The sequence below is a fragment of the Pseudoalteromonas sp. T1lg88 genome (assembly GCF_002964765.1).
Lineage (GTDB): Bacteria > Pseudomonadota > Gammaproteobacteria > Enterobacterales > Alteromonadaceae > Pseudoalteromonas.
Genome location: NZ_PQCF01000006.1, coordinates 265,301 through 290,711, shown reverse-complemented (window position 1 = coordinate 290,711; position 25,411 = coordinate 265,301). Strand labels below are relative to the sequence as shown.

Here is a 25,411-nt window from a genome sequence, read left to right as displayed (position 1 = left end):
TTTACACTATCATCTCAGATAATAATCGAGCGACCTGTCTGCCACCAATTGACACACACACGAGTTGCCCGATCATTTCACGTGAATAATCACCAACCACATTAAGCGTTCTTAAGCGTCGTCCATTGGCTAGCTGAACTGAAACAAAAAATCCATAGAATAGCGTTGATTCGGCTTTGATGGTACTTCCAAAGGTAGTCTTGGCCGCTGTATTTCTTTCGCTTTTTGGTGCGAACTTGAAGTCCTTCTTCAGTATAAATTCGATATGTCTGCTTTTTATTCCTCACTAAGCCTTTTGCTTTTAACAGGCCGTGAAGCATCAAATAACCATAACAAGGGTATTCAGTAGCTAAGCGCTTTAGTTGCTCTCTTAGTGTGTTATCAGCCATCGTTCTTGGGCTATATCGAAATGCGGTTCGGCTAACCCCTGATAGTTGGCATGCTGCTCGTTCACTGAGGTTAAATAGCTCGATGAGGTGGCGAGCGATCCGTTTCTTATCCGAAGGCTTCACCACTTTTTTGAGAGCACATCCTTCATACCTTCAACTTCAAGCATCTTTCAGCCAACAAACGCTTGAGCTTATTATTCTCTGATTCAAGCTCTTTTAAACGCTTGGCTTCATTTACTTCCAGGCCCTCATATTTACTGCGCAAGTTATAAAAAGTGCCTGTCGATATTCCCATCTCTCGGCAAATATCATCAACTTTAGCGCCAGCTTCACGATGTTTGATTGCTCGATAATTTATTCTTCTGCGTAACGTTTTTTCATTTTGAGATCTCCATTGTCTCCAGTTTATTGGAAATCTCCTCAAAGTCATGATGTTAATTTTGGGGGACAGGTCATAAGGTCACACCTCGCTTGAGGAACTCAAACAGCGCTCGGATGTCATAATCTCCAATCGTATGACCGATGAATTGAGTGATGTTGCCAGTTAGGTGTATACTCGCTATCTGTTTGGCAGTGATTAATAGAGGCTATCCGTGAAGTATTTGGTAACGGGCGCCGCCGGTTTTATTGGCGCCGCGGTAAGTGACAAGCTACTGGCACAGGGCCATGAAGTTGTTGGTATAGATAACCTTAATGATTATTATGATGTTGCCCTAAAAACGGCGCGCCTTGAGCACATAAAGCACGAACGTTTTACCTTTATTGAGTTGGATCTTATTCAGCAGCAGGCGCTGGCGCAACTATTCGAGCAGGAAAGGTTTGACCGCGTTATTCACTTAGCGGCCCAGGCCGGTGTGCGTTACTCTATTGATAACCCTCATGCCTACGCCGAAAGCAATCTGGTTGGCCACCTAAATATCTTAGAAGCCTGTCGCCATAACCGGATTGGGCACCTAGTCTATGCGTCATCCAGCTCTGTTTATGGCTTAAATGAAACCACGCCTTTTTCTACCAGTGACTCGGTGGATCACCCAGTTTCCCTCTATGCGGCGACCAAAAAGTCTAATGAAGTAATGGCTCATAGCTATTCTCATTTATATGGGTTGCCGACAACCGGGCTGCGCTTCTTTACCGTGTATGGCCCCTGGGGTCGCCCGGATATGGCCCCTTATATTTTTACCAAGAAAATCCTTAACGGCGAAACTATAGACGTGAATAACCATGGCGATATGTGGCGTGACTTTACCTATATCGACGATATTGTCGAGGGTGTGGTGCGTATTGCCGATGTGGTGCCCGAGCCAAACTCGGAGTGGAAGGTTGAGTCTGGCTCGCCTGCGACTAGCTCGGCTCCTTACAAGGTTTACAACATCGGCCATGGCAGCCCTATTAATCTGATGGACTTTATTAAGGCGATTGAAGACGAGCTGGGTATCGAAGCGGTGAAAAACTTCCGCGAAATGCAGCCGGGCGATGTGTATAAAACCTATGCCGATACCGAAGACCTTTTTGTCGCAACGGGTTACCGTCCGCAGGTCGATGTTACCTCCGGGGTTAAGCAGCTTGTGCAATGGTATAAAGGTTTTTACGCCTAATTTAAAGCAGGAAAAGGTATGACAATCTTAGTTACCGGCGGAGCCGGTTATATCGGCTCACACACGGTACTGGAGCTGCTCGAACAGGGCAGTGAAGTAGTGGTGTTCGACAACCTTTGTAACAGCTCGCAAGAGTCGCTACGTCGCGTTGAGGCGCTAACGGGTAAGAGCGTGACCTTTGTTCAGGGCGATATTTGCGATAAAGCGGCCTTGGATAAGGTGTTTAGCGATCATTATATCACCGCCGTGGTACATTTTGCTGGCCTTAAGGCTGTGGGCGAGTCGGTGAGCAAGCCGGTGATGTACTATCAAAATAATGTCCAAGGGTCGCTTACCCTGATTGATGCGATGCGCGAAGCCGAAGTGTTCTCTTTGGTATTTAGCTCATCCGCTACGGTTTATGGCGACCCGCAAACCTTGCCCATAGATGAAAACGCTCTGGTAGGCGGCACCACCAACCCTTACGGCACCTCTAAATTGATGGTGGAGCAGATTCTAGAAGATGTAGCCAAGTCCGACCCTCGTTGGCGTTTTGCTATCTTGCGCTACTTTAACCCGGTTGGTGCCCATCATAGCGGGCAAATAGGTGAAGACCCTAACGGCACTCCCAATAACCTCTTGCCTTATATCTCTCAGGTAGCCGTAGGTAAGCTGGAGAAGCTGGCGGTATTTGGGGATGATTACCCAACCAAAGACGGCACTGGAGTGCGCGATTACATTCATGTTGTCGACCTGGCCTTGGGTCACCTTAAAGCCCTGGACTGGCTTCTTGATCACAGCGGCGTGCATATTTATAACCTGGGAACCGGCAACGGTTACTCGGTATTGGAAATGGTGCAGGCCTTTGAGCAGGCGGCGGATAAACCCGTACCCTATCAAATTGCCCCGCGTCGTGATGGCGATATCGCCACCTGTTATGCCAGTGCGCAAAAAGCTTTGAATGAGCTGGGATGGCAGGCAGAGCGCGGCTTGATGCAAATGATGCAGGATGCCTGGCGCTGGCAAAGCCAAAACCCCAATGGTTATGAGTAATAACCTGTAGGTCGGTGCTCTGCGCCGACAAAGCTAACTATGTGCATATTTGTCGGCCTGAGGGCCGACGTACAACGTGCATTTGCGCCCCCTTTGTAGGTCGGTGCTCTGCGCCGACAAAGCTAACTATGTGCATATTTGTCGGCCTGAAGGCCGACCTACAACGTGCATTTGCGCCCCCTTTGTAGGTCGGTGCTCTGCGCCGACAAAACTAATTATGTGCATATTTGTCGGCCTAAAGGCCGACCTACAACGCCTTAGGTCGCGATTTCTATCTTCACTTCGCCTTTGAGGCTTTCTTTAAGTTTATCCGCAAGCGCTTGCTTTGCCTCTGTATCGCCATGCACTATTTTGATATGTCTTGGCTTCTTCGTCATGCCGCTAACAAATCGCACTAAATTGGCCTGATCCGCATGGGCGCTGTAACCGCTAATGGTATGTATCTGTGCCTTAATATCGATCCTTTGCTTATTTAACACCACATAACCACCGCGCGGGCCGTATTTTTGAATATCACGTCCGGGAGTTCCCTGGCCCTGATAGCCGACAAAGATCACATCGGTACGGGGATCTCCTAAAAAAGCTTCTAGGTAATTCACTATGCGCCCGCCGCTGCACATGCCACTGGCGGCGATCACAATCGCCGGCTTTTGCCTCTGCTTAAGATAGTTTAGGGTTTGTAAATGCTCCTGATGACTATCCAGTGTATACAAATGTTCAAAGTTAAGGGGATGACGGCCCTTGGCCACACGTGCCTTGGCTTCTTGATCCCAGAGTGATTTAAAGCGTCGGTATTCGCTGGTGAAATTAGCGGCCATGGGGGAGTCGATGATCACCTCAATGTCCTGCCAAAACGACCTTTTAGGAGCGCTGTGGATGATCTGCTCCAGCTCGTAGAGTAGCTCCTGAGTACGGCCTATGCTAAAGGCGGGAATAAGCACCACGCCGTTATCGCGCACCGCCTTTTCAATTACTTCCTTAAGTCGTTTACTGCGGTTTTTACGCCCCTGATGCAGGGTATCGCCATAGGTGGACTCAATCACCAGGGTGTCGGCCTTGTAGGGTGGTTTAGGCGCTGGCAGCAAGGGCGTGTGAGGTGCGCCTAAGTCTCCGGAAAACACGACTCGTTGCGCTTGCTTTCCTTGGCCCACATCGACTTCGATATAGGCGGAGCCGAGAATATGTCCGGCCCGTTGCAGGCGAAAGCGAACTGGTGTCTTAAAGTACTCCAGTGCCTGCCATTGTTTAAAGGCGATGGGTACCAGTTGCTGGCGAATAAGGCGCAGGCAGGTGGCAACCAGTTGCTCATCTTCTGTGACGCCAAGTTTGAGAGCATCTTCTATGACGAGGGGAAGCAGGGCGGCAGTGGCTTCGGAGGCGTAAATCGGGCCGCTAAAACCGGCGGCAAGCAGGTAGGGGATACGACCCACATGGTCGATATGGCAGTGGGTTACTAGGAGTGCCCGCACCGTACTGATATCAAATTCGATGCCGAGCTCCTGGCGCGCTTCAAGCCCTTGAAACAGGCCGCAGTCGACCAATAAGGACTCGCTCTCGCTCACCTTCAACTGGTGGCAAGAGCCGGTCACGCCATTTACCGCTCCGTGGTGAATGATTTCCATTGCTACTCATAGGCTTAATCGGTACATACCTATTACTATAGGTGAACCGCACACCAGTGCAATGGACTTTTCCTGAGGACACTTAGCGCTAGAGCGCGACTTCCTCTTCGCTCAGGAGACGGTACTCACCCGGGGCGAGATCCGGGTCAAGTTCTATGCCGGCAATGGCTTCGCGGTGCAAGGTCACCACCTTGTTACCAACCGCGGCCAGCATGCGCTTAACCTGATGGTATTTGCCTTCGACTATATGCAGGCGAATTTGGTATGGCGCCAACACTTCGACCTTGGCGGGTAGGGTGAGGTCGCGCTCACCATGAAGCTGCACACCTTGCTCAAGTTCACTAACCGCTTGCTCTGAAAGCGGCTCGGCCAGCTCGACCAGATAGGTTTTGAATTTTTGCTTTTTCGGGCTGGTGATCTGGTGGCTCCATTGACCATCATTGCTGATCAACACCAAACCCGTGGTGTCTATGTCTAAGCGTCCGGCAATGTGTAACTCGCTCAGGTTGGGCTCATCAAGCAGTTCAAACACGGTGGCATGGAGCTCATCGCTATTGGCGCACACATAACCTTCCGGCTTATTGAGCATAAAGTAGCGTATCCCTTGATAGGTGAGAATCTCACCATCGAGCATAATTTCATCTTGTTCAGTCACTGCTTGATCAAGCTGCCTAGTGACTTCTCCGTTGACGGTGACACGCTTTTTCTTAATGGCGGCTTTGGCGTGAGTGCGCGGAATTTCCGCCAGGTTGCTAATAAACTTGTCTAATCGGCAGGGGAACTTCATTGGGGACGGGCTTAAACTTGGTTACAATGGCGCGAGTATAGCCCATGCCGCATAGTGAAAACAGCCACCTTGAGTAAAATCCTCGACCAATACTGCCAGCTTATTGGCAATAAAGAGATCCTCGCCGATCCCGTGCAGTTGCGTGCGATCAAGGCGCTGGCAAAGCTGGCGTCGGCTTTGGAGGCAGACCAAGCATCCCCTCGCTTTTTCTGGCAGCGCAAACGCCTTATTCACGGGCTTTATTTACATGGTCCGGTAGGGCGGGGCAAGTCCATGCTGATGGACTTATTTTATGAGCAGATAGCGATAGCAAATAAACAGCGCCTACACTTTCATCACTTTATGGCCTGGGTGCATGAGCGCTTGCAGGCATTGCAAGGGACTAAAAATCCCATGCGACAACTTGCCAATGACTATGCGTCGCAGACACGCTTGCTCTGCTTTGATGAATTCTTTGTCAGCGATATCGGTGATGCCATGATCATGGCACGCCTGTTCGAAGCCCTGTTTGCCGAAGGCGTGGTACTGGTTGCAACCAGTAACTGCCAGCCCCATGAGTTATACCGCAATGGCCTACAGCGCGCCCGTTTTGAGCCGACAATTGCCTTAATTGAAGCTCATTGTCAGGTCTGTGATGTCAGCGGCGAGCAAGATTATCGTCTGCACGGGTTTAACGGCTTTCGGCATTTTATCGAGTATCAGCCGGAGCGCCTGTTGCAGCGTTTTAGCAAGGAGCAAAAACAAGCTGCCCACAGCCAGGCCTTGTTGATCCACTATAGGGCCGTGCGTTTTCAAGCCCTCGGTGAGCGCGCCGCCTGTATCGATTTCCTTGAGCTATGTGGGTTGGGGCGATCCAGTGCCGATTATATGTTTCTCGCCCAGCGTTTCGATGTGCTCTACGTGGATAAGGTACCCTTAATGGGCGTGGAAAAAGTACAACACTTTACCGCTCAAGGCATTGAAGAGGGCTACATACGTGAGCGGGAGCAGATCAGTCATGCCCTGTTTGACGATGAGGCAAGGCGTTTTATTGCGCTGGTGGATGAGTTTTACGATACGGGGAAATTGATTGTCATTGCCGCTCAGGGGGAGCTGACTCATTTATACCAGGGCGAGCGTTTGGCGTTTGAATTTGCCCGTACCCAGTCGCGTTTGATCGAGATGCAGCGCTGGCCATTACCCCTGTAGGTCGGGGTTCACCCCGACAAAGATGCACCATTTTTTGATATGTCGGCGCAAGCACCGACCTATAAGGTGCGAGGGGGGGAGCTACAACCAGATCTTTTGCAGCTCTTGCCACTGCTTCTCAAACTGAGCACTGGGCTTGGCGGTAAAGTTAGAGCGCACAAACTGGTTCATCTTGCCTTCCACATAGGCAAGGAACAGGTTGGCCAATGTGGCTTCGTCGCTGGCAAAAGCCTTACCTTCGCGCAGCTTACGTTCACGTAGAACTTGCTTAAACTGGGTTTCCAGCTTTTCAAACAGGCTTTGGATGCGCTCGCGCAGACGCTCATTTTCCCCTTGCAGGGCGTCGCCGGTCAGGATGCGGGTGATGCCCGGATTCTTCTCGGCAAAAGCCAACACCAGCATCAGCATGTTATACACGCGGCTTTGCGTTTCTTTTTCGTTTTCTAAAATGATGTTGATGCGTGAGAGCAGGGTGTCTTCGATAAACTCGATTAAGCCTTCGAACATACGTGCCTTGCTTGGAAAGTGACGATACAGCGCCGCTTCCGATACCCCCACCTCAGCTGCCAGCTTGGCGGTGGTAATACGTTGACCTGGGCTAGTCTCTAACATTTGCGCTAGTGATTGGAGAATCTGCTCTTTGCGATTAGTGCGGCGTGTGGCAGCCATGGCGTTCCTTTTTAAAGCTCTTTAGTGGTCTTTGACCTTTATTATGAACGCCATCTTAATGCTTTCTGAAATCCCTTTCCAGTTTTTTACATGCTTTAAATCAACTTTGCAGCAATATTTTCCATGACAGTGAGCGCTAACTTATGCTTGTCGGTTAATGGCAGGCTTAGTTCGCTGTCGGCGCTAAACAAGGTCAGGGCATTGCTGTCGCTGTTAAAGCCTTGTCCCTGTTTTGCCACGTCGTTGGCACAGATCATATCCAGGTTTTTATTGCGCAATTTGCCTTTGGCATAAGTGGCAACATCCTGAGTTTCGGCGGCAAAACCTACGGTAAACGGACGCTGTTTGGTTAAGGCGGCCACGTCGGCAATAATGTCCGGGTTTTTCACCAAAGTCAGGGTCAGCTCCTCCCCTTGTTTCTTCATTTTTTGTTCGGCGATATCGGCGGCACGATAATCCGCCACCGCGGCACAGCCGATAAAAATATCCGACTGCGGCGCTAAGGCCAATGCTTGTTGGTGCATCTCCAGTGCGCTTTGAACACCATACACTTGGCATTGCGCCGGTGGCGTCAGGCTCACCGGGCCGGAGATCAAATTCACCTTAGCGCCCAGAGCCAGTGCCGCTTCGGCCAGGGCATAGCCCATTTTCCCCGAACTATGATTGGTAATGTAGCGCACCGGATCGAGCGCCTCGCGGGTTGGTCCGGCGGTGATGGTGACGGTTTTGCCCGCCAACACCTGCTCGTGCGCGGGAGTGCAGATCAGCTCTACTAATTCCATCGGCTCCAGCATACGTCCGGCACCCACATCGCCACAGGCCTGCTCGCCGCTGCCCGGGCCCCAAATGGCGACACCGCGTTGAGCCAAGGTGGTTAAATTCGCTTTGGTGGCCGGGTGGGCATACATTTGTTGATTCATCGCCGGGGCGATGGCAACGTCGGCATCCGTCGCCAGCAACAGGGTGGTGAGGAGATCATCGGCAATGCCGGCAGCCATTTTGGCAATTATGTTCGCCGTTGCAGGGGCAACTAAAATCAGATCCGCCCATTTGGCAAATTCGATATGGCCCATGGCCGCTTCGGCTTGAGGGTCGAGCAGGGAGTCCGACACCATTTCACCGGATACCGCCTGCATGGTCAGTGGCGTGATAAAGTGTTTGGCACTGTCGGTCATCACCACTTTAACCTCACAACCGCGCTCTTTAAGGCGACGTGTTAACTCGGCACATTTGTAGGCGGCAATGCCGCCGCTGATCCCAAGGACCACTTTTTTGTTTTGCATAGCGAACAATAATTCAGTTGATATTTAAACGGGTATAACGCCCCAAACTGGGGTAAAAGATACCAGATGTCGGCCCCTTGCACTATAGTTTAGCAATTAGCAAAGCAAGGAGTGCTTATGCGTATCACCGACATCCCCCAGGCGCAAAGGCCGCGTGAGAAGCTGCTTGCCAGCGGCGCTCACAGCTTATCCGATGCCGAATTACTGGCCATTTTCTTTCGTACCGGTGTGCCCGGCGCCAATGCCGTGGAGCTGGCGCAGCAGGTGTTAAGCCACAGCCAGGGGCTGTCGCCCTTGTTGAGCGCCGAGCATGATGATTTTTGCCGCTGGCGCGGTATGGGCACGGCTAAGTATGTGCAATTACAGGCGGCCATCGAGTTGGCAAGACGACATTTGCTCAGCGCCTTAGAGCGCGACACCTTGTTTGATTCGCCGCAGGCGGTGCGTGATTTTTTGCTGCTTGAGCTAAAAACTCAGCAGCGGGAGCAGTTTTTAGTGCTGTTTTTGGATGCGCAGCACCGCTTAATCACCAGGGAAGTCTTGTTTCAGGGCACCATAGATGCAGCGTCCGTCTATCCGCGCGAGGTGGTAAAGGCGGCACTGAAGCACAATGCCGCAGCGGTGATCTTGGCTCATAATCATCCCAGCGGCGTGGCCGAGCCCAGTCAGGCGGACAAACTGATCACCCATAAACTCACTCAGGGGTTGGCGCTGGTGGATATTCGGGTGCTGGATCACCTGGTTGTAGGCGGCAGTCAATGCGTGTCTTTTGCCGAGCAGGGACTGCTCTAAACTCTTTCCGTTATTTGTTGTTCGTTTCAGAGTATGTAGTTAGTTCACACAGCGAGCAGAAGGCGTTTAGATGGCGCTCAGAGTAAAGCACAAAAATAAACGCCTTTAGTGCAATTTAAATGCAGTTTTTGCTTTCCCTTTGCCGCCTAGATCTCTATAATTGGCCGCTATCAAAATTCATACATGAGCTGATTCTGAGATCAGGTTTCTTGAACTTTGCCTGTCTATGCTGTATAAAGAGCGCCCTTCGATTTATCCCGGGGCAGTATACAAAAAGGCCATAAGGGAAAATTAAGCTCGAGCGAAGTTATTGGAGATAAATAGACATGTCTAAAGTCTGTCAAGTTACAGGTAAGCGCCCAGTGGTAGGTAATCACCGCTCACACGCGCGCAATGCGACTAAGCGTCGTTTCCTACCTAACCTACAAACTCACCGTTTTTGGGTTGAAAGCGAAAAACGCTTTGTATCACTACGTACTACTACTAAAGGTATGCGTATTATCGATAAGAAAGGCATCGACGCGGTTCTAGCAGAAGTCCGTGCTCGCGGCGAAAAAGTTTAAGGAACCTAAGTCATGCGCGATAAGATTCGTCTAGTTTCAACTGCCGGTACTGGTTACTTCTACACTACCGACAAAAACAAGCGTAACATGCCTGAAAAAATGGAGATCAAAAAATACGATCCTAAAGTTCGTAAGCACGTGATCTTCAAAGAAGCGAAAATCAAGTAATTTGATTCTTAGCTTTTACAGCATATGCTAAAAAACCCGACTTTATGTCGGGTTTTTTGTTGCCTGATTTTTATTCCTTTAATTCGGATTCTTCGTTGCCTGCAACTGCGGATTTTTGCTTGAGCCGTTTTGTTGAGCATCTTTGATCAGCGACATTTTCGGCGGCTGCAACGCGACAATTTTCTCCCCTTGCTCCGGCGGTCGCTCCATATCCTCGGTAATGATACGCACAGATTTCTCGGCACCAATAATAAATAAGGGAATGGCCTCGGCATTAAATTCCTGGTATTGCTGCCAGTCAAATTCTTCACTTAAGCGTGTTGCACTGACCTTGCCGCCCTTGGCTATCAGGCTGCTGAGCTTGGCGTAGGAGCCATTATCGCCAAAGAGGATCTGCCGTGATAAGAAGGTGGCACTGTCTTTATTGGCTTTGGCGTGGTTTTGCGAAGACTTTAAAGAGAACACCTTATTCTCCCCCAACAAATGGCTAAAGTATTGAATACCCAAGGCATTGTGATGGCGGTTTGGCGACAGGGCCAATACCTTATTGAGATTGCCAAGAGGGAGGTAACGCTCGGCATGCTCGGATTGCGGGTTGCCGTAGTAGCAGGGCAGGCCATCCATGCGTGCCATTTTGCAGTTTTCCCAGGCCGGATCGGAGAGATGCACATCTATATCCTGATCTTTTAAGCCACGGGCAATGGCGCGAGAAACATGGTTGGCACCAATAAACAGCAGGGTTGATGGCGCCGGTTGGCGCACTTCCAGCAGTTTTGCTAAGGGTACGGCACTGAGACTGTTAAGCACGACTGTCACTATGATCACGGTAAAGATCAGCGGCACCATTTTATCGGCATCGAGGATACCGGCTTCGGCCATACTGAGGGCGAATACCGAGCCCACGGCTGCGGCGACTATGCCTCGTGGTGCTATCCAGGCCAACATAATACGGGACTTTATCGGCAGGTCGCTGCCATAGGTGGAAAGCAAGATATTTAACGGACGCGCCACAAATAGAACAATAGCGAGGAAGAAAAACACCTGCGCATCCAGAGCCAGTAAATCCGATAACTCCAGGCGCGCCGCCAAGAGAATAAACAGGGTGGAGATAAGGATCATGGACAAATCTTCTTTAAACTCCAGCACCGAGTCTATTTCCAAGTCATCCTGATTTGCTAACCAGATCCCAAATACTGTCACTGCCAGCAGGCCCGACTCATGACTGAGATGATTGGATACGGTGAAGCTGATCAGCACCAAAGCAAGGGTAAAGAATTTATGTAGATCGTAGGGCAGCCATTCACGACGAATAAGCTGAGTGGTGATCCAACCTGCGGCGGCGCCAAGTGAAAAGCCAACGCCTAAGGTGGTCACCAGGGCGCCCAAAGTATGGCTAAAGACATCGCTTTGACCTACCAGCATTACGGCCTCAAACACCAAGACAGCAAATAAGGCGCCAATGGGGTCAATCACTATGCCTTCCCAGCGCAGCACTCGGTCAATATCCTGGGTTGGGCGCATGGCATTGAGCAGCGGCGCAATCACGGTCGGCCCGGTTACCACTAATACGGCACCCAGTACCGCGGCCACCCGCCAGTCCAGCTCAAGCAGTAAGTAAGCGCTGGTGCTGATCACCGCAAAGGTCACCAGCATGCCCACAGAGCACAGGTTTCGTACTACTTTGCCTATGCCTTTTAGCTCTCGAAAGTGCAGGGTTAATGCGCCTTCGAACAGGATCACAGCCACCGATAAGGAGACCACGGGGAAAAGCAGTTCACCCAATAGCTCATCGGGTTTGAGTAAGGAAGTGGCAGGTCCGAGTAGAAGACCGGTAAGAAGGAGGAATAAAATCGCGGGAACGCGAAAGGCCCAGGCGAGCCACTGTGCAATAACGCTGCATAGCGCAATTCCTGCAATATAAACAGCTGACATAAAAACCCTTTTAATCTATCCGTGAAATTTAAGTATGAGGTAAGTGAGCATCGATGACAATGTCGCTCGGCAAAATCCTAACCTTCAGCTGAGCCTTTCCAGCTGTTTATCGTCTGATTGAAAATTAGTATCAGGTCTAATATTTTTTTCGGTTTTAAATTCTACCCTTTCATTGTAAGTTGGTGGTTGTACGTAATATAAATAGGCTTTATGTTCTTTATTGCCCCTTTATCCTTGATATTTAGTGACAGATTCGCATAATAACCTTCGTACATAAAATATTAGAGTGCTAATTAATTGTGGTTTTGTGCTTTATGGAGTCAAGCAAACCACAACTGTTAGTGCTTTTTCTTAACTCCCTTGGGTTGTGGCTAAGCCTTATGCGTCAGTCGCTGTACTGGCCAACCCTAGTTAATCACGGTCCGCTCCATAGCGGCTTTTTTATTGTTTAAATTAGGCCCTTTTTTCTTCGTGATATCGCCACGGCGATAGGCGAGGCTATGAGTTGGTTTATCACCTAAAACCCTGTTGGTAAGGATGTGAAGCACATGCAAACGTTTAAATGGCAACGTATCGTACTTAAAGTGGGCAGCGCCTTAATTGCGCCGGAGCAAAATGGTTGCAGCTCCCGCTATCTGCTCAGCATTGCGCAGTTTATTGTTCGTTGTCGGGCGCAAGGCATTGAGGTGATCTTGGTCTCCTCCGGCTCGGTAGCCGCCGGCTCACACCTGTTTCCGGCCGATAAAGCGCGCTCCGTGGCGATGAAAAAAGCCATGGCCGCGGCGGGACAAACTGAGATGATGGCAGCCTGGGACCGATTTTTTGATTTTCCTTCGGCGCAAATCTTACTGACTCATGGTGACTTGCGTGACCGTGAGCGCTATAAAAGTATTCGTGAAACCATCTTTACCCTGCTTGATCACGGTGTGCTGCCTATTATTAATGAGAACGACACTGTGACCACGGACGATCTTAGGGTGGGCGACAACGATAACCTGTCCGCCATGGTTGCGGCCGCCGCCGATGCGGATGCCCTGATGATTTGCTCTGACGTCGATGGCTTATTCGATAAAAACCCGAATTTACACAGTGATGCTGTGTTGTTGCCCGAGATAAGCAAGATCGACGATTCGATTTATGCTATGGCCGGCTGTGCTACCAGTGCCGTGGGCACAGGAGGCATGAAAACCAAAATTGAAGCGGCAGAGAAGGCAACGTCGCACGGGATCACCACCTTTATTCTAAATGGTTTTAAGGAACAAACTTTTAATCGTTTACTTGAGGGGGAGAATCCGGGCACTATCTTTATGCCGTATGAAAAGCCGATGCAAGAAGCGATTCACTGGCGCACACACACCGCCAGCGAGCAGGGTGAACTTGTGGTTGAAGGGAGTTTTACCGAGCCTCTGGATAAAAATAGCGAACAGCTTAATCCCCATGAGATAGTTGAGGTGCGGGGCGAGTTTGCGGTTGGCGACACCATTTTAGTGCGCAGCGACGATGGCACTAAGCTGGCCAAGGCCAGGGCTAACTACAGCAGTTGTTTGCTGAACTTTATAGCCGAGAACGAAAGCACAGAATTCAGCGATGAGGTGCAAGATTCAATCGGCCCGATTATTTCAGATGAAGACATCGCAGTATTGGAGAAATCATGAGTTTAGTTAAGGATATTTCCGCCCAAGCAGCCAAGGCCGCCAAAGTACTGGCCTTGCTTGATACCGAGAGTAAAAATACCGTATTGCGCGATATGGCCAAGGCGCTGCGCGACAATAAAGAGCAGATTAAAACACGCAATGAACAAGACCTTGCCCAGGCCCGTGACAACAACTTGGCCCCGGCCATGGTTGACCGTCTGACCCTGACCGATGCCCGTATCGAAGATATGGCCATTGGTATTGAAACCATTGCCGAGCTTGACGATCCTGTGGGCCAATTACGCTCGTTAGGCGAGCGTCCCAATGGCATCAAAATTACCAAGATGCGGGTGCCGCTTGGGGTGATCTGCATGATTTATGAGGCGCGCCCGAACGTCACCGCCGATGCCGGTGCCTTGTGTTTTAAATCAGGTAACGCGGTAATTTTACGTGGTGGTAAAGAGGCACTGGCCTCAAGCATGGCCATCGCCGAGGTGCTGCATCAGGTATTAGAGCAGCATAATTTACCAACGGCGTTGATCTCGGTGATCCCAGATCCAGACCGTGGTCTGCTGATGGAGCTGATGCGCCAGCGCGAGACCATTGACCTTATTATTCCTCGCGGTGGCGAAGGCCTGATTAACTTTGTCACCGAGAACAGCACCATTCCGGTGATCCAGCACTTTAAGGGCGTATGTCACCTTTATGTGGATAAGGACGCAGATTTGGATATTGCCCTAAATCTGCTGTTGAACGGTAAAACGCAGCGCACTGGGGTATGTAATGCCCTGGAAGGCCTAGTGGTGCATCAGGCTATTGCCCCGCAATTTTTACCTATGGCTGCCAAGGCCTTGGCCGAAAAAGGCGTGCGTATTAACGCCGACAGCCAGGCGGCACAGTACTTTGATGGCGCCAAGGTGATAGGTGAAGACGAGTTCGGTGAGGAATACCTGGACTTAGAAATTGCCGTGTGCATGGTAGAAGACTTTAACGCCGCGGTGGCCCATATAGATCGTTTTGGCAGCTTTCATACCGAGGTGATCTGCACCCAAAATGAGCAAACGGCGGCGCTGTTCCAACGCAGTGTGGATGCGTCTGTGGTTATGGTGAATGCATCATCACGCTTCTCAGATGGTTCACAGTTAGGCTTAGGTGCCGAAATTGGTATTGCCACTACCAAATTGCATGCTTACGGTCCTATGGGGCTGGAATCCCTTACCACGGAAAAATACCTGGTCAATGGTATTGGTCAGGTGCGTGACTAATAAGGATTCCTCTTAAGTAAGAAGCCGCTTGATAGCGGCTTTTTTTATGCGTGCTGCGACTCGGCTGACAAAGCGCTTTAAGCCATGCCTGCTTGGTTATCTCCATGCTGTGCCAAGACTTTCTTGGTATTGCAAGGGAAGTTGGTAAAGACGCCATCTACCCCCAGTGCCTGCATGGTTAAAATATCTTCGTCTTTATCTACCGTGTAGGCATAGACCTCCAGCCCCCGCGCCTTTGCATCGGCGACAAACTGATGATTAACAAAGTTTTTATCCAAGTGCAGACTATAGGCATTAAGACGCTGAGCAAATTCCGCATAGCCTAAGGGAATAGACGATGTTAATGCGCCAATTTTGACCCAGGGCAGATGTTGCTTCAACCATTGCAGTTGGTGGTGATCAAAAGAAGAAACAATAAGTTGATCGCGGTTGAGTCGGCCTTGGTCGACATTGTGCTCCAAGGTGCTGACCAGCTTATCGAGGGAAAAGGTGTGTTTTAACTCCAGGTTCAGCAGGGTCTTATTGCCTACCCAGTCAATCACATCTTGTAAGCCCGGCACCTTTTGTCCATTTCCGGCATCCACCCGCCTAATATCGGCAAAGGCGGTGGCATTAACCTTGCCTTGCCCCGAGGTGGTTCTGTCCAACCAGGAGTCGTGGATGATAACGTAGTCATCCAAACAGCTTTGCAGATCTAATTCAATGCCATCGACACCTATGTCTAACGCCGAGTTAATGGCGATTTCGGTGTTTTCCGGGTGGTTGCCGCTGGCTCCGCGGTGTGCAAAAACCTTCATTTTGGTTGCCTCGAGACTGACCAGGTTTCAAAAAGGGCAGCGCTGACTATCATCAGACCGCCGATTAACGTCGCCGTATCGGGACGCTCTTGCAGCAGCATAAACGCCAAAATGGTTGCGTACAAGGGCTGTAAACAAGAGATAAGCCCGGCGGTGGTGGCGCTGAGCCCTCGCAGTGAAGCTGCAAATAAGGCATGGGGCGCGGCGGTAAAAACAATGGCTACTAGGAGCAAGAGGGCAATGTCACGCTCGGGGATGTCCGTCACCGGCACCTCGACAAAAGCGCACAGCATCAGCGCCGCAACCAGGGTTTGGTAAAACATGGTTTGCGGGCCACTGTAATGGGTGAAATAACGCTTTTGGAAAATATTGCGCAGGGCAAAGCACAGCGCCGAAAACACCCCGGTAACTATCCCCAAAGTAATATCGTTGCCTAAATTCGCTTCGGGCACCAAGAGGTAAATGCCCCCACTTACCACTAAGGCACTGACTATATCCTTGGCTTTTGGCCATTGACTATGAAACAGGGGTTCTATTAAGACGGTCAGTACCGGATAACTGAAAAACGCGATTATGCCTATGGTGATCCCCGCCAGCTGCATGCCGGCAAAGTAAGTGACCCAATGTATGCCAACTATCATGCCTAGCCCAATGGCAATAGCATAATCTTTACGGCTGCTTAAACGTATACGCTGACCCTGAAAACCAAGCAGCAAGGCCAGGACGGCTGCGGCCACCGCGGTGCGATAGACTGTGATGTCTAAGGCCGAGAGATTGATCAACTTGGCAAACAGGGCGGTGCCGCCAAATAAGAGTACGGCAACGTGCAGATAAATAAGGCTTTGTTTATGGGGATTCATAACGGCAAGGCTGAATTTTTTGTCAGCATATCATGGCAATTAAGGCAGAGAAATGAAGGAGTCGGGCATTTTCGTGTAAATGCGACCAAGGGCTAATCTAGGGGGATAATTAGCTAGGGATGGGCTTGGGTGCCAGGCTAACACAAAAGTCTATTTAGAAAGAAAGTGGTGGAGCTAAGCAGGGTGAAAAACGCTCGAAAAAAGCGCTGCTTTTTTAGTTTTGAACGCGAGGTAAGGATACCGAGCTGGGTGGTCGCAGGGATGCTAACCAATAAGTTAGATATAGAAAGAAAGTGGTGGAGCTAAGCAGGATCGAACTGCTGACCTCCTGCGTGCAAGGCAGGCGCTCTCCCAGCTGAGCTATAGCCCCACTTCTTAGGTGGACTCCCGAAGGAATGCTGATCATTTTATAAATTATTAGAGGCTGGTCAAGCATGGGAACAGAAAAAACTGCGATAAATTGACCAAATGTGTGCGGGCTTTGTTACAGTAGCGGGTAAGTATAAGAACAACAGTCGAAGTTATGAAAAGCGCTCTGTCCCTTTTATTATTTACCGCCTTGTTACTGGGCTGCTCGTCCGCCCCGGATGAGCGTCAATATGAAATTCATAGTCAGGATTTTTACGCCAAGCTTGATGATCAGGGGCGCAAGATTTTTGCCTATGTGATGACGGTTAAAGCCAGTAAGCGTGCCGCCTTGGATCTCAACAAGCCCATCAGTCGCAAGCAAATGAAAACTTATATCGAACGCGAGCATTTTGATGAATCCAGGGTGCTTAAGTTACAACTTGAAGATGAAGCAGCAGCGGCGCTGAAAAAAGAGTTAAAAGAGCGCGATTATTGCCCCGATGCCTATGAGATAAACCAGGTACTCTGGCGCGACTTTAGCGTGCAGTTGCGTGGCGTTTGTTTGTAATGGCGGCAAGTATAGAAGAGTTGGCTGCGCTGTTGTCGCAACTGAATATCGATTGTGAAAAGGTCACCCATCCGCCGCTGGCCACCGCCAGTGCCGCCGATGAAATAGCCCTGCACCGACCCGGCGTGCGTTTGAAAAACTTGTTTTTGCGCGACAATTACGGCCGTCGACATTTTTTACTGATCACCGCCCATGATGCGCTGGTGGATCTTAAGGCGCTGTCGAAGGCGCAGCAGGTGTCTCGTTTAGGTTTTGCTTCCGATGATCGCTTACTGCGCTATCTGGGTGTGCGCCCCGGTTGTGTATCCATGCTGGCCCTGATGAACGACCCTCAGCAGGAGGTGGAGTTATGGCTGGATGCGGCTATTTGGGATGATTCCCAAAACATTAACCAAGACGAAACCTTGTACCATTGTCACCCCTTCGATAATGAGCAAACCTGGCTGATGCCCAAGGCCGGGCTCAACAGTTTGTTTAAGCACTGGCAGCGTCAGCCCTTGGTGTTGCCCGTGGCTAAGCGTTGAGGCAGCACTATCAAGCCATAACCCATTAAGCAGACAAGCAAAATACAGGTCAAAAACGCATACTCGCCATATTCCTGATAAAGCAGCCCGGGTAAAAATGAGCCCAAGGCGCCGCCGCTGTAATAAAACGACACATAGACACCATTGGTCAGGCTGGCACTGGCGCTACTGAGGCGATTCACCAGCGGTGCGGCACTGGCATGAATAATAAACATGGCGGCGCAGAAGCAGGTAAAGGCGATAAGGAACACGCTCAGGTGCTGATAGAACATCAGTACTATGGTGGCGCAATAGAATATAAATACGCCGCCGAGCAAGGCAAACACATTCCTAAAGCGCCTGTGCAGATAGGGGGTGATCAAGGTCGCTAAGGCGCCAAGTAAATAGCCGCTATAGACTAAGCCAATATTTTTGGTGCTGCTCATGGCATAGGTGCTGCGCAGAATAAAGGGCAGGTAATTCAGCAGTGCGGCAAAGCAAAAGAACATGCAAAACACCGCCCCATAGAGGCTGATAATGCGCGTTGTTGCCAGCGCCTTAATATTGCCCCGCCAAGGCGTGTGGGCCTGATAGACGGGCTCGGTCTTGGCGCGAATCAGTAAAGCCAACAAGATCAAGAGTAAGGAATTTAGCCAAAAGAAGCTCTGCCAGCTCAGGTATTCGGCAAAACCCGCCGCCAGGGCGCGACCTAAAAAGCCGCCGGCTATGGTACTGCCGATATAGCCACTCATTTTGGTGTTGATATCTTCCCTTTTAAAGCGCAAAGCTATGCTGGCGGTCATGGCCGTGAGGGCGGCGGGTAGTGCCAGGCCTTGTAACAGGCGCAGGGATTGTAACTGCCAAAACTCGGTGCACAGGGGGACCAGGGCATTGCTAACGGCCAGCATCAGCATCACAATTTGCAGCACCCGATAGAGGTTACGACGATTGAGAAAAACGCCATAAAACAAAGGGGCTATGGCCAAGGGAAGCATGGTTAAGGTCATTAGCGACCCGGCACTGGCGGGGCTGACCTGATATTGCTGGGCAAAAAGCGCAAGCAGAGGCTGCACCGCATACAGCACAAAAAATATCACCACAGAGCAACAGAGCAACAACCAATAGGGCATAATAACGGACGTCAGAGACCAGGCGCGAGGGAGTGTATCATAGCCTCAAAGAGAGGGATAAAGCTTGCGATTAATCAAAGTGGCATCAGTTCGGCCATGCTACTGTCATTTCGTCAAAGGATGGGTAAAATAACCTTATTAAGTTAGTTTGTTGAAAGTGACAATTATGGGTTCTTTACAAGATCAACTGCTAAAAGCAGGCTTAACCACCGAGCACAAGGCCAAGGTGGCAAAAACAGAAAAGCGCAAAGCGCAAAAGAAAAAGAAGAAAAAAGGTGCCACGAGCGATCAAAGCGATTTGCAAAAGCATATCGAGCAAACCAAAAAGGCGCAGCAGGAAAAAGCGACGCAACTTAATGAGCAACGCCAGGAAGAGCTCAAAGAGCGTGAACAGGTAGCCCGTGTGAAGCAGATTTTAGAGCATCACAACCAGGACGAAATTCGCGGTCCACTGACCTTTAACTTCACCTATGAAAACAAGGTGAAGGAAATTGAGGTGAATGCGCAGACACAAAAAGGCCCTGGCCAATGGTCGCTTGGCCATTTGTGTGCTGGAAGGAAAATTTTATGTATTGCAGGATGAACCTGCGCGTAAAATCGCTGAAGTAGATGAAAAATATATTGTTTTCCATGTTGAAAGCGATGATAAAGATGTCGATGAGGACGATCCTTATGCAGGCTACGAAGTTCCTGATGATCTGATGTGGTAATGCGCCATTTTTTGATTGCCGGATGCTCAGCGTCTGTTAATTCTTAGTTGCTACAGTAAAGAACAAGGGTCTACACTCATTGCTAGTGGGGGGGAACCTCCCCAAATTTTACCGTCAATTATAAGAGTAAATATTATGAAAAAGTTCACTAAAGTACTTATGGGAGCCGGTGCGATTGCTGTTTCTGCAATGGCGATGAATGCGCAAGCGGCAGACGGCAAGGCGTTATACACAGAGAAAAACTGTCACACCTGTCATGGTGCCGACGGCAACGCGCCAATTATGCCGCTTTATCCTAAGCTGGCTGGCCAGAACAAAGAATACCTAGTGGCGCAAATGAAAGACATCAAGTCTGGCGCTCGTGCCAACGGCATGTCAATGGCGATGAAAGCCATGGTAGCGACCGTTTCTGACGAAGAATTTGCTGCGATTGCCGAGTACCTTGCTGGCGTTAAATAACGTCAGGTACAAATTTAGATAAAAAACCACCGTATGAGTTTTACTCTGCGGTGGTTTTTTGTTGAATGGCAGTTGATAAGTGTTTAGACTTCTATCCATCTATAAAGTGTGCGGAGTAGTGCATGACCCTGATCCCCCAGTTACCTAAATTAAACCTTAAAGATAAGGTCAGCGAACAAGAATGGCGCCTGCGCGTCGACCTGGCGGCCTGTTACCGCTTGGTTGACCATATGCGTTGGGGCGATCTGATTTACACTCATATGTCGGCGCGTATTGCTGGCACCGACGAGTATCTGGTTAATGCCTTTGGGCTGAGTTTTGATGAGGTGACCGCCTCGAATCTGGTGAAGGTAAATCTTAACGGCGAGATCTTAGATGATACCCCGCATGAGATTAACCCTGCCGGCTTTACCATTCACAGCGCCATTCATGAAGTGCGTGACGATGCCCATTGCGTGATCCATCTGCACACCAAGGAAACCATTGCCGTGGCCAGCGTTGAAGGCGGGCTTCAGCCTTATTCACAACATTCTATGTTCTCCCTGCCATCCTTGTCGTATCACGACTATGAAGGGTTGGCGGTGAACGAGGATGAAAAGGCGCGTTTGCAGCGTGATTTAGGCACCACCAACCATATGCTGCTGGTGAATCATGGCGGCTTAACCGTCGGCCCTACGGTGGGTGATGCTTTTATGCGTTTTTATGACTTGCAACGTGCCTGTGAAATTCAGGTGGCGATGCAAAGCATGAAGCAGAACCCGATTCGGGTGCCGCAAGCCATTATCGACAACATTTATCATCAAGCCAATGTGGTGCACAGCGGCAGCACCGGCGGGCAGTTAGCATGGCCTGCAATGTTACGCAAAGCGTATCGTTTAGACCCGGGTTTTGCCGAGTAAGAAGGAAAGAATATGAAAGTTAATCGCGTTGAAGTTTTCGACATTCACTGCCCAGACCGTCCAGCCTGGACACCCGTTTTTGTTCGTATTCACACCGATGAAGGGATCAGTGGTGTCGGTGAGGCTGGTCTAGCTTATGATCTAGGCCACAGCGCTGCGGCGGCCATGATTAAGGAAATGGCCGAGGCCTTCTTGATCGGTCACGACCCGTTTCAAACCGAGCTACTGTGGTCGCGCATGTTGCGTGAGAGCTTCTGGGGCTTGGGCGGCGGCCCGGTAGTCTATGCAGCCATGAGCGCCATAGATACGGCGCTTTGGGATATCAAGGGCAAGGCCTTGGGCTTACCTGTGTATCAGCTGCTCGGTGGTAAGGTAAACGATGAGCTGCGTACCTATGCGTCGCAACTGCAGTTTGACTGGGACAGCGAGTTTAAAGCCCTGGTGCAGCCGCAAGAATATGCCGAGGCGGCACTTAAGGCTATAGCCGAAGGCTATGATGCGGTGAAGGTGGATCCCATTCAATACGATAAGCACGGTAACACCTATTATGATCGCACCAAGATAATTTCCCGCGCGGAAATGAAGCTGTATCGCGCTCGTATGCAGGCCATCCGCGAAGCCGTGGGCGATGAGGTAGATATTATTTTTGAATGTCATAGTCTGCCGGGCGCCACATCGGCGATTCAAATCGGTGAAATTGCCGAGGAATTCGACTGCATGTATTACGAAGAGCCGGTGAATTACTTGAATCATTCCTTGCATGCCAAGGTGGCCGACAAGGTGGCCGTGCCCATTGCCGGTGGCGAGCGCTTGTATAACCGTTGGGGCGTACGCCCTTATCTGGAAGATCAGAGTATCGACGTATTACAGCCGGATATCGGCCTGTGTGGCGGTTTTACCGAAACCAAAAAGGTGTGTGATTACGCCGATATTTTCGACGTGCGTATTCAGGCTCATGTCTGCGGCGGCCCGGTAGCGACCGCGGCGTCTTTACACCTGGAAACGGCGATCCCTAACTTTTTAATCCACGAACATCACACCTACGCCATTAAAAAATGGAACCGCGAGCTGTGTATTCAAGACCCGCAACCGGTTAACGGCAAGTTTAAGGTGAGTGAGGAGCCGGGTATAGGTATCGAGCTAAATGATGAGGTGGTGATGCGCTCGGCTCGGGTAGAGATAAAATAGATATTAATAAATGGGTAAGAAAAAAGCGCCGACATTAGCCGGCGCTTTTTTTGTTAACGACAAGTCAGGGTCGGGGCGGGCAATATCTGCTCGCTATTAAGGTGCTGCAAGTAGCACAACTGACCATCGGTGAGCAGCATAAAGCGCTGTGGCATTTCCAGTTGCTTGCCCATTAAGGGGTTGCCTTGCGCATCGCTAAAGGGCGGTGATTCCAATACCAATGAGCTTTTTTGCATAAACACGTCTTCGCGCACCTTCACTTCCTTGATGTTCAGAGCCTGGGCAACCAGGGTTGCAACCTCTTGCTGGTTTGGTTCGCTCAGCAGCGCCGGGCGCAAGTCGTCCTGATTCACCGTACTGTTACAGCCACTGCTGGTGGCCAAGGTGAGCGCCGCCAGCAGGCTGTGAGACCAAAACTTACGCATTAGTTAAGCTCCTTGGGTAAGGGGGTTACTACGCGGTTGTTTTTCAACTGGGTTTGCCAGCGGTTGTCGCTAATACTCAGTCCCACCTCTGAAACAGTGCTTTGTACCGCATAACCTTTTAAGCCTGCCGCCGTAGTGGGGGCCGGGCAAAAGCCTGTGGTGCGATAGTTTAACGCCGCTGCTAGCATGGCTTCGTTTTTATCACCCAAGAGGTGGGTGAAGTCATCGGCCACCGCACATCCTTCTACATAGACGGGGGCCAGTTCGACGTACGGTGTGTTTTCTGGAGCAAAACCATCGGAGTACTCACCAAAGCCGGCATGGTTTACGCCGGTAAACTGAATGGTGAAGAAGGTGGTGTCACAGTTATCAGTGGGGTAAAAGCCGTAGGGCTTACCACAGGTATTACCGCCAATGAGGATAACTTTAAAACCGCGCGCGGCAGGGATGCCGTTTAAGCCGTTGATCAGCGCCTCACTGGCTGAGCAGGTACTGCTGGATGACAGGACAAAGACGCGATCCAGGTTGAGGCTTGGCAACTTGGTGCCCTTGCGGATCCCTGAGTCGGGATCGAAAGCCAGGTACTCATCAATAAAGGGGATGGGCGTGAGCGCTCTGCCGGTCACCGGGTTGGTGTTTGGATATTTGTCGTTGAAAATGGTTTTTTCAAAAATAAGGCCGTCTGTATTATATGGCCCCGCGACCATATAACCCAGCTGCGCCGCCATGTTTAAATAGCCGCCGCCGTTATAGCGCATATCGATTACCAGATCGCTAATGTTGCTTCCTGCCAATTGATTAAAGGCATCATACAATTGGCGCTCCGCCGGGGCATTGTGATCGTTAAACTGAACATAACCGACATTGCCACTGTTGGTGGCTATGGTGCTTACATTCATCACAGGATCTTGGATAAATTCACCTGTGGTCAGGGTGATGTTGCGCTCCTCGTTTGAACCGACCAATTTAAAGGTAAAGGTGTTTTGTACGCCCTTAACACTTGGGAATAGGGCGCTATTGAGCGTCTCTACGTCATCGCTGTTGATCATATCGACGCCATTTACGGCAATGATTTCCCAGCCGCGTCTCACTCCTGCTGCACTTGCAGGGGTGCCAGGGTCGGTGTAGCTAACCACCACTTCGCGAGGTGGTGCACTGCGAATTAACTTGAAATTAAAGCCATAGCCCATCACGGCGCCGCTTTCCTGCATTTTCTGGTATTCGTCGGTGGGCAAGCTGAAGTGAAAGTTATCCTTAGCCGCGCCGGAGGCGGTAGTGGCATTGGTCTTTAAGGTATTAAAGTAGTCGATAACTCCGGCAACGGAAGCCGGGTTTCGGTCGATGATTTCGTCATACCATAAATAGGTTTCATTGCTCCAAGAACGCAGCCAGTTTTTCTCGTTGATGGCGCTGCATTGTCCTTTGAACTGACTAGACGGGGCAAAAACGCCTTGGGTCCAACTGGATGGGGTGTCGCCACCATTGTCATCTGTGCTACCACCACCACAGGCCAGAAGCGAAGCGCTCAGGGCGCTAATAAGTAAAGGTTTTATAAGCTGGGTCGTCATGTCGAAATCCATTTTTTAGGTGCTCTGTTACTAACTCTATACTAAAGCGTATGTGGGTGTAAAAAGGAAGTTAAAAGTTAAGTTTTATGGCACATTATTAAGTCGTTATCGGTGCAAATTTACTGTCTTTGCTTTAGCATTGAGGGCATTAGCAGCTGTGAGTTCAAGGTCACAAGGGTGAGAAAGAATTTAATATTGGCGATGGTGTTAATAACCGGATTAACGGCTTGTGCCGCACAAGATCAGCGCACAGCCGATGCACTCAAATTTCAACACTGGTATTTAACCAGCATAGATGGGCAAGCGGTAAAAACCGATAATACCTATGTGGGTTTTATCGACGCACTGCAGTTAAACGGCCACACCGGTTGCAATCACTTTTTCGCCAGCAGCAAGGTGGAAGAACAAAGGTTGCAGGTCACTAATCTGGGCATGACTTACAGGGTCTGTGAGGGGGAAGTGCAGCGCAATGAAAGTGCCTTGCTAAGCACCCTAAAGTCATCGCCACTGCTACAGATGGATAAAGAGACCCTGACCTTAACAGGGGCTCATACCCTTACCTTTGTCGTTGGTGTTGCGCCTGGAACCTGAGTCCTAGGCCGCAAATAAACGCTCTAACTGCGCTGGCAAGAAGGGACGTCCTTCGGCATTGACTGAGGTGCCGATAACTTTGGCTTTAAGCACCAGTCTGTCGTCGCTGGCGCGGTAAATATTCTGAATAAAGGCAAACTTAAGGCGGCTTTCGCGCACCATCTCAACGCCGATATAAAACTTATCGCCGGGTACCAAGGAAGCCTTATAATCCATTTCGCTGCGCACTACCACCAGGTTGATACCCTCTTTGGCCAAAGCCACAAAGTCAACATCCTGCTCTAACAGGTACTCATGGCGGGCATGTTCCAAGTAGTTGAAGTACACGCTGTTATTAACTATCCCTTGCAAATCGCATTCGTAGTCACGCACTTTCATATCAAGACGAAATGTCATTATTTTTAATCCTATATTTTTATTTAGCGCTGATGCTAGTATTAGCTGAT

25 protein-coding genes, 1 tRNA gene and 2 pseudogenes are annotated in these 25,411 nt (G+C 50.1%); 15 read left to right on the top strand and 13 right to left on the bottom strand.

Annotated features, from left to right (window positions below):
* Positions 1 to 7 precede the first annotated feature (7 nt).
* Positions 8 to 770 (bottom strand): annotated as a pseudogene (locus tag C2M34_RS15855) (transposase); the annotation flags it as partial.
* 212 nt (positions 771 to 982) lie between these two features.
* Here C2M34_RS15855 and C2M34_RS03050 point away from each other — a divergent pair.
* Positions 983 to 1,984, top strand: coding sequence for an NAD-dependent epimerase (locus C2M34_RS03050; protein WP_105258029.1), 1,002 nt, complete (start codon positions 983 to 985; stop codon positions 1,982 to 1,984).
* Positions 1,985 to 2,002: 18 nt separating this feature from the next.
* On the top strand, positions 2,003 to 3,016 hold the full coding sequence (gene galE, locus C2M34_RS03045; protein ID WP_105258028.1) for a UDP-glucose 4-epimerase GalE: 1,014 nt from the start codon (positions 2,003 to 2,005) through the stop codon (positions 3,014 to 3,016).
* A 257-nt stretch (positions 3,017 to 3,273) separates the two neighbouring features.
* Here the strand turns inward: galE and C2M34_RS03040 are convergent, their stop codons facing one another.
* Together C2M34_RS03040 and rsuA are read right to left on the bottom strand one after the other, a co-directional pair.
* A complete protein-coding gene (locus tag C2M34_RS03040) occupies positions 3,274 to 4,638 on the bottom strand; it encodes an MBL fold metallo-hydrolase RNA specificity domain-containing protein (protein ID WP_105258027.1) in 1,365 nt (454 codons plus the stop codon).
* 88 nt (positions 4,639 to 4,726) lie between these two features.
* Entirely contained in the window at positions 4,727 to 5,425 is a 699-nt protein-coding gene (gene rsuA, locus C2M34_RS03035; protein WP_105258026.1) for a 16S rRNA pseudouridine(516) synthase RsuA, read from the bottom strand.
* 54 nt (positions 5,426 to 5,479) lie between these two features.
* On the opposite strand from rsuA, the gene zapE reads away from it, so the two are divergent.
* Positions 5,480 to 6,613: a cell division protein ZapE gene (gene zapE / locus C2M34_RS03030; RefSeq protein ID WP_234398761.1), complete on the top strand. Its 1,134-nt coding sequence runs from the start codon at positions 5,480 to 5,482 to the stop codon at positions 6,611 to 6,613.
* An 81-nt stretch (positions 6,614 to 6,694) separates the two neighbouring features.
* Here zapE and slmA read toward each other — a convergent pair whose 3' ends face one another.
* Both slmA and coaBC read right to left on the bottom strand, forming a co-directional pair.
* On the bottom strand, positions 6,695 to 7,282 hold the full coding sequence (gene slmA, locus C2M34_RS03025; RefSeq protein WP_105199418.1) for a nucleoid occlusion factor SlmA: 588 nt from the start codon (positions 7,280 to 7,282) through the stop codon (positions 6,695 to 6,697).
* 95 nt (positions 7,283 to 7,377) lie between these two features.
* Entirely contained in the window at positions 7,378 to 8,565 is a 1,188-nt protein-coding gene (gene coaBC, locus C2M34_RS03020) for a bifunctional phosphopantothenoylcysteine decarboxylase/phosphopantothenate--cysteine ligase CoaBC (RefSeq protein ID WP_442792776.1), read from the bottom strand.
* A gap of 117 nt (positions 8,566 to 8,682) precedes the next feature.
* Here coaBC and radC point away from each other — a divergent pair, with 117 nt between their 5' ends.
* The 3 genes from radC to rpmG all read left to right on the top strand — a co-directional run bounded on the left by radC (position 8,683) and on the right by rpmG (position 10,088).
* Positions 8,683 to 9,357, top strand: a complete 675-nt coding sequence (gene radC / locus C2M34_RS03015; RefSeq protein ID WP_105199420.1) for a RadC family protein — start codon at positions 8,683 to 8,685, stop codon at positions 9,355 to 9,357.
* A gap of 326 nt (positions 9,358 to 9,683) precedes the next feature.
* The gene (gene rpmB, locus C2M34_RS03010) at positions 9,684 to 9,920 is read left to right on the top strand and encodes a 50S ribosomal protein L28 (protein WP_105199421.1); all 237 of its coding nucleotides are present in this window, start codon (positions 9,684 to 9,686) and stop codon (positions 9,918 to 9,920) included.
* 12 nt (positions 9,921 to 9,932) lie between these two features.
* Positions 9,933 to 10,088: a 50S ribosomal protein L33 gene (gene rpmG / locus C2M34_RS03005; RefSeq protein ID WP_005493124.1), complete on the top strand. Its 156-nt coding sequence runs from the start codon at positions 9,933 to 9,935 to the stop codon at positions 10,086 to 10,088.
* 78 nt (positions 10,089 to 10,166) lie between these two features.
* Here rpmG and C2M34_RS03000 read toward each other — a convergent pair whose 3' ends face one another.
* Positions 10,167 to 12,020, bottom strand: a complete 1,854-nt coding sequence (locus C2M34_RS03000; RefSeq protein WP_105213394.1) for a cation:proton antiporter — start codon at positions 12,018 to 12,020, stop codon at positions 10,167 to 10,169.
* Positions 12,021 to 12,568: 548 nt separating this feature from the next.
* Here C2M34_RS03000 and proB point away from each other — a divergent pair.
* Positions 12,569 to 13,675 (top strand): glutamate 5-kinase, encoded by a 1,107-nt coding sequence (gene proB, locus C2M34_RS02995; RefSeq protein ID WP_105199423.1) that lies wholly within the window; start codon positions 12,569 to 12,571, stop codon positions 13,673 to 13,675.
* The gene (locus C2M34_RS02990; protein WP_105258024.1) at positions 13,672 to 14,919 is read left to right on the top strand and encodes a glutamate-5-semialdehyde dehydrogenase; all 1,248 of its coding nucleotides are present in this window, start codon (positions 13,672 to 13,674) and stop codon (positions 14,917 to 14,919) included. The genes proB and C2M34_RS02990 overlap by 4 nt, the downstream gene beginning before the upstream one ends.
* Before the next feature lie 77 nt (positions 14,920 to 14,996).
* Here C2M34_RS02990 and C2M34_RS02985 read toward each other — a convergent pair whose 3' ends face one another.
* The 3 genes from C2M34_RS02985 to C2M34_RS02975 form a co-directional block, all read right to left on the bottom strand.
* A complete protein-coding gene (locus tag C2M34_RS02985; protein ID WP_105258023.1) occupies positions 14,997 to 15,716 on the bottom strand; it encodes a glycerophosphodiester phosphodiesterase in 720 nt (239 codons plus the stop codon).
* Positions 15,713 to 16,576: a DMT family transporter gene (locus tag C2M34_RS02980; protein WP_105258022.1), complete on the bottom strand. Its 864-nt coding sequence runs from the start codon at positions 16,574 to 16,576 to the stop codon at positions 15,713 to 15,715. Before C2M34_RS02980 ends, C2M34_RS02985 begins: the two co-directional genes overlap by 4 nt.
* A 294-nt stretch (positions 16,577 to 16,870) precedes the next feature.
* Positions 16,871 to 16,946 (bottom strand) — tRNA-Ala (locus tag C2M34_RS02975).
* Positions 16,947 to 17,099: 153 nt separating this feature from the next.
* Here C2M34_RS02975 and C2M34_RS02970 point away from each other — a divergent pair.
* Together C2M34_RS02970 and C2M34_RS02965 are read left to right on the top strand one after the other, a co-directional pair.
* Entirely contained in the window at positions 17,100 to 17,492 is a 393-nt protein-coding gene (locus C2M34_RS02970) for a hypothetical protein (RefSeq protein WP_105199427.1), read from the top strand.
* On the top strand, positions 17,492 to 18,016 hold the full coding sequence (locus C2M34_RS02965) for a prolyl-tRNA synthetase associated domain-containing protein (RefSeq protein ID WP_105258021.1): 525 nt from the start codon (positions 17,492 to 17,494) through the stop codon (positions 18,014 to 18,016). Before C2M34_RS02970 ends, C2M34_RS02965 begins: the two co-directional genes overlap by 1 nt.
* On the opposite strand, the gene C2M34_RS02960 is transcribed toward C2M34_RS02965, so the two are convergent.
* Positions 17,983 to 19,125 carry an MFS transporter gene (locus C2M34_RS02960; RefSeq protein WP_105258020.1) on the bottom strand — a complete coding sequence of 381 codons (1,143 nt, stop codon included), beginning with the start codon at positions 19,123 to 19,125 and terminating at the stop codon, positions 17,983 to 17,985. The two genes, C2M34_RS02965 and C2M34_RS02960, sit on opposite strands and share 34 nt — an antisense overlap.
* A gap of 166 nt (positions 19,126 to 19,291) precedes the next feature.
* Here C2M34_RS02960 and C2M34_RS02955 point away from each other — a divergent pair.
* From C2M34_RS02955 to C2M34_RS02940, 4 genes and pseudogenes are all read left to right on the top strand, one after another.
* A pseudogene (locus tag C2M34_RS02955) lies at positions 19,292 to 19,835 on the top strand (DUF2058 domain-containing protein).
* A 159-nt stretch (positions 19,836 to 19,994) separates the two neighbouring features.
* The gene (locus C2M34_RS02950) at positions 19,995 to 20,294 is read left to right on the top strand and encodes a c-type cytochrome (RefSeq protein ID WP_442792501.1); all 300 of its coding nucleotides are present in this window, start codon (positions 19,995 to 19,997) and stop codon (positions 20,292 to 20,294) included.
* Positions 20,295 to 20,425: 131 nt separating this feature from the next.
* The gene (locus C2M34_RS02945) at positions 20,426 to 21,193 is read left to right on the top strand and encodes a class II aldolase/adducin family protein (protein ID WP_105213507.1); all 768 of its coding nucleotides are present in this window, start codon (positions 20,426 to 20,428) and stop codon (positions 21,191 to 21,193) included.
* A 12-nt stretch (positions 21,194 to 21,205) separates the two neighbouring features.
* A complete protein-coding gene (locus C2M34_RS02940; protein WP_105199432.1) occupies positions 21,206 to 22,381 on the top strand; it encodes a mandelate racemase/muconate lactonizing enzyme family protein in 1,176 nt (391 codons plus the stop codon).
* Positions 22,382 to 22,434: 53 nt separating this feature from the next.
* On the opposite strand, the gene C2M34_RS02935 is transcribed toward C2M34_RS02940, so the two are convergent.
* Together C2M34_RS02935 and C2M34_RS02930 are read right to left on the bottom strand one after the other, a co-directional pair.
* Positions 22,435 to 22,806 (bottom strand): hypothetical protein, encoded by a 372-nt coding sequence (locus C2M34_RS02935; protein ID WP_105213386.1) that lies wholly within the window; start codon positions 22,804 to 22,806, stop codon positions 22,435 to 22,437.
* On the bottom strand, positions 22,806 to 24,374 hold the full coding sequence (locus C2M34_RS02930) for a S41 family peptidase (RefSeq protein WP_234398760.1): 1,569 nt from the start codon (positions 24,372 to 24,374) through the stop codon (positions 22,806 to 22,808). The genes C2M34_RS02935 and C2M34_RS02930 overlap by 1 nt, the downstream gene beginning before the upstream one ends.
* Before the next feature lie 177 nt (positions 24,375 to 24,551).
* Here C2M34_RS02930 and C2M34_RS02925 point away from each other — a divergent pair, with 177 nt between their 5' ends.
* Positions 24,552 to 24,965 (top strand): META domain-containing protein, encoded by a 414-nt coding sequence (locus C2M34_RS02925; protein WP_158677898.1) that lies wholly within the window; start codon positions 24,552 to 24,554, stop codon positions 24,963 to 24,965.
* Between the two features lie 3 nt (positions 24,966 to 24,968).
* Here C2M34_RS02925 and C2M34_RS02920 read toward each other — a convergent pair whose 3' ends face one another.
* Positions 24,969 to 25,361, bottom strand: a complete 393-nt coding sequence (locus tag C2M34_RS02920; RefSeq protein ID WP_105199436.1) for an acyl-CoA thioesterase — start codon at positions 25,359 to 25,361, stop codon at positions 24,969 to 24,971.
* Positions 25,362 to 25,411: the final 50 nt, after the last annotated feature.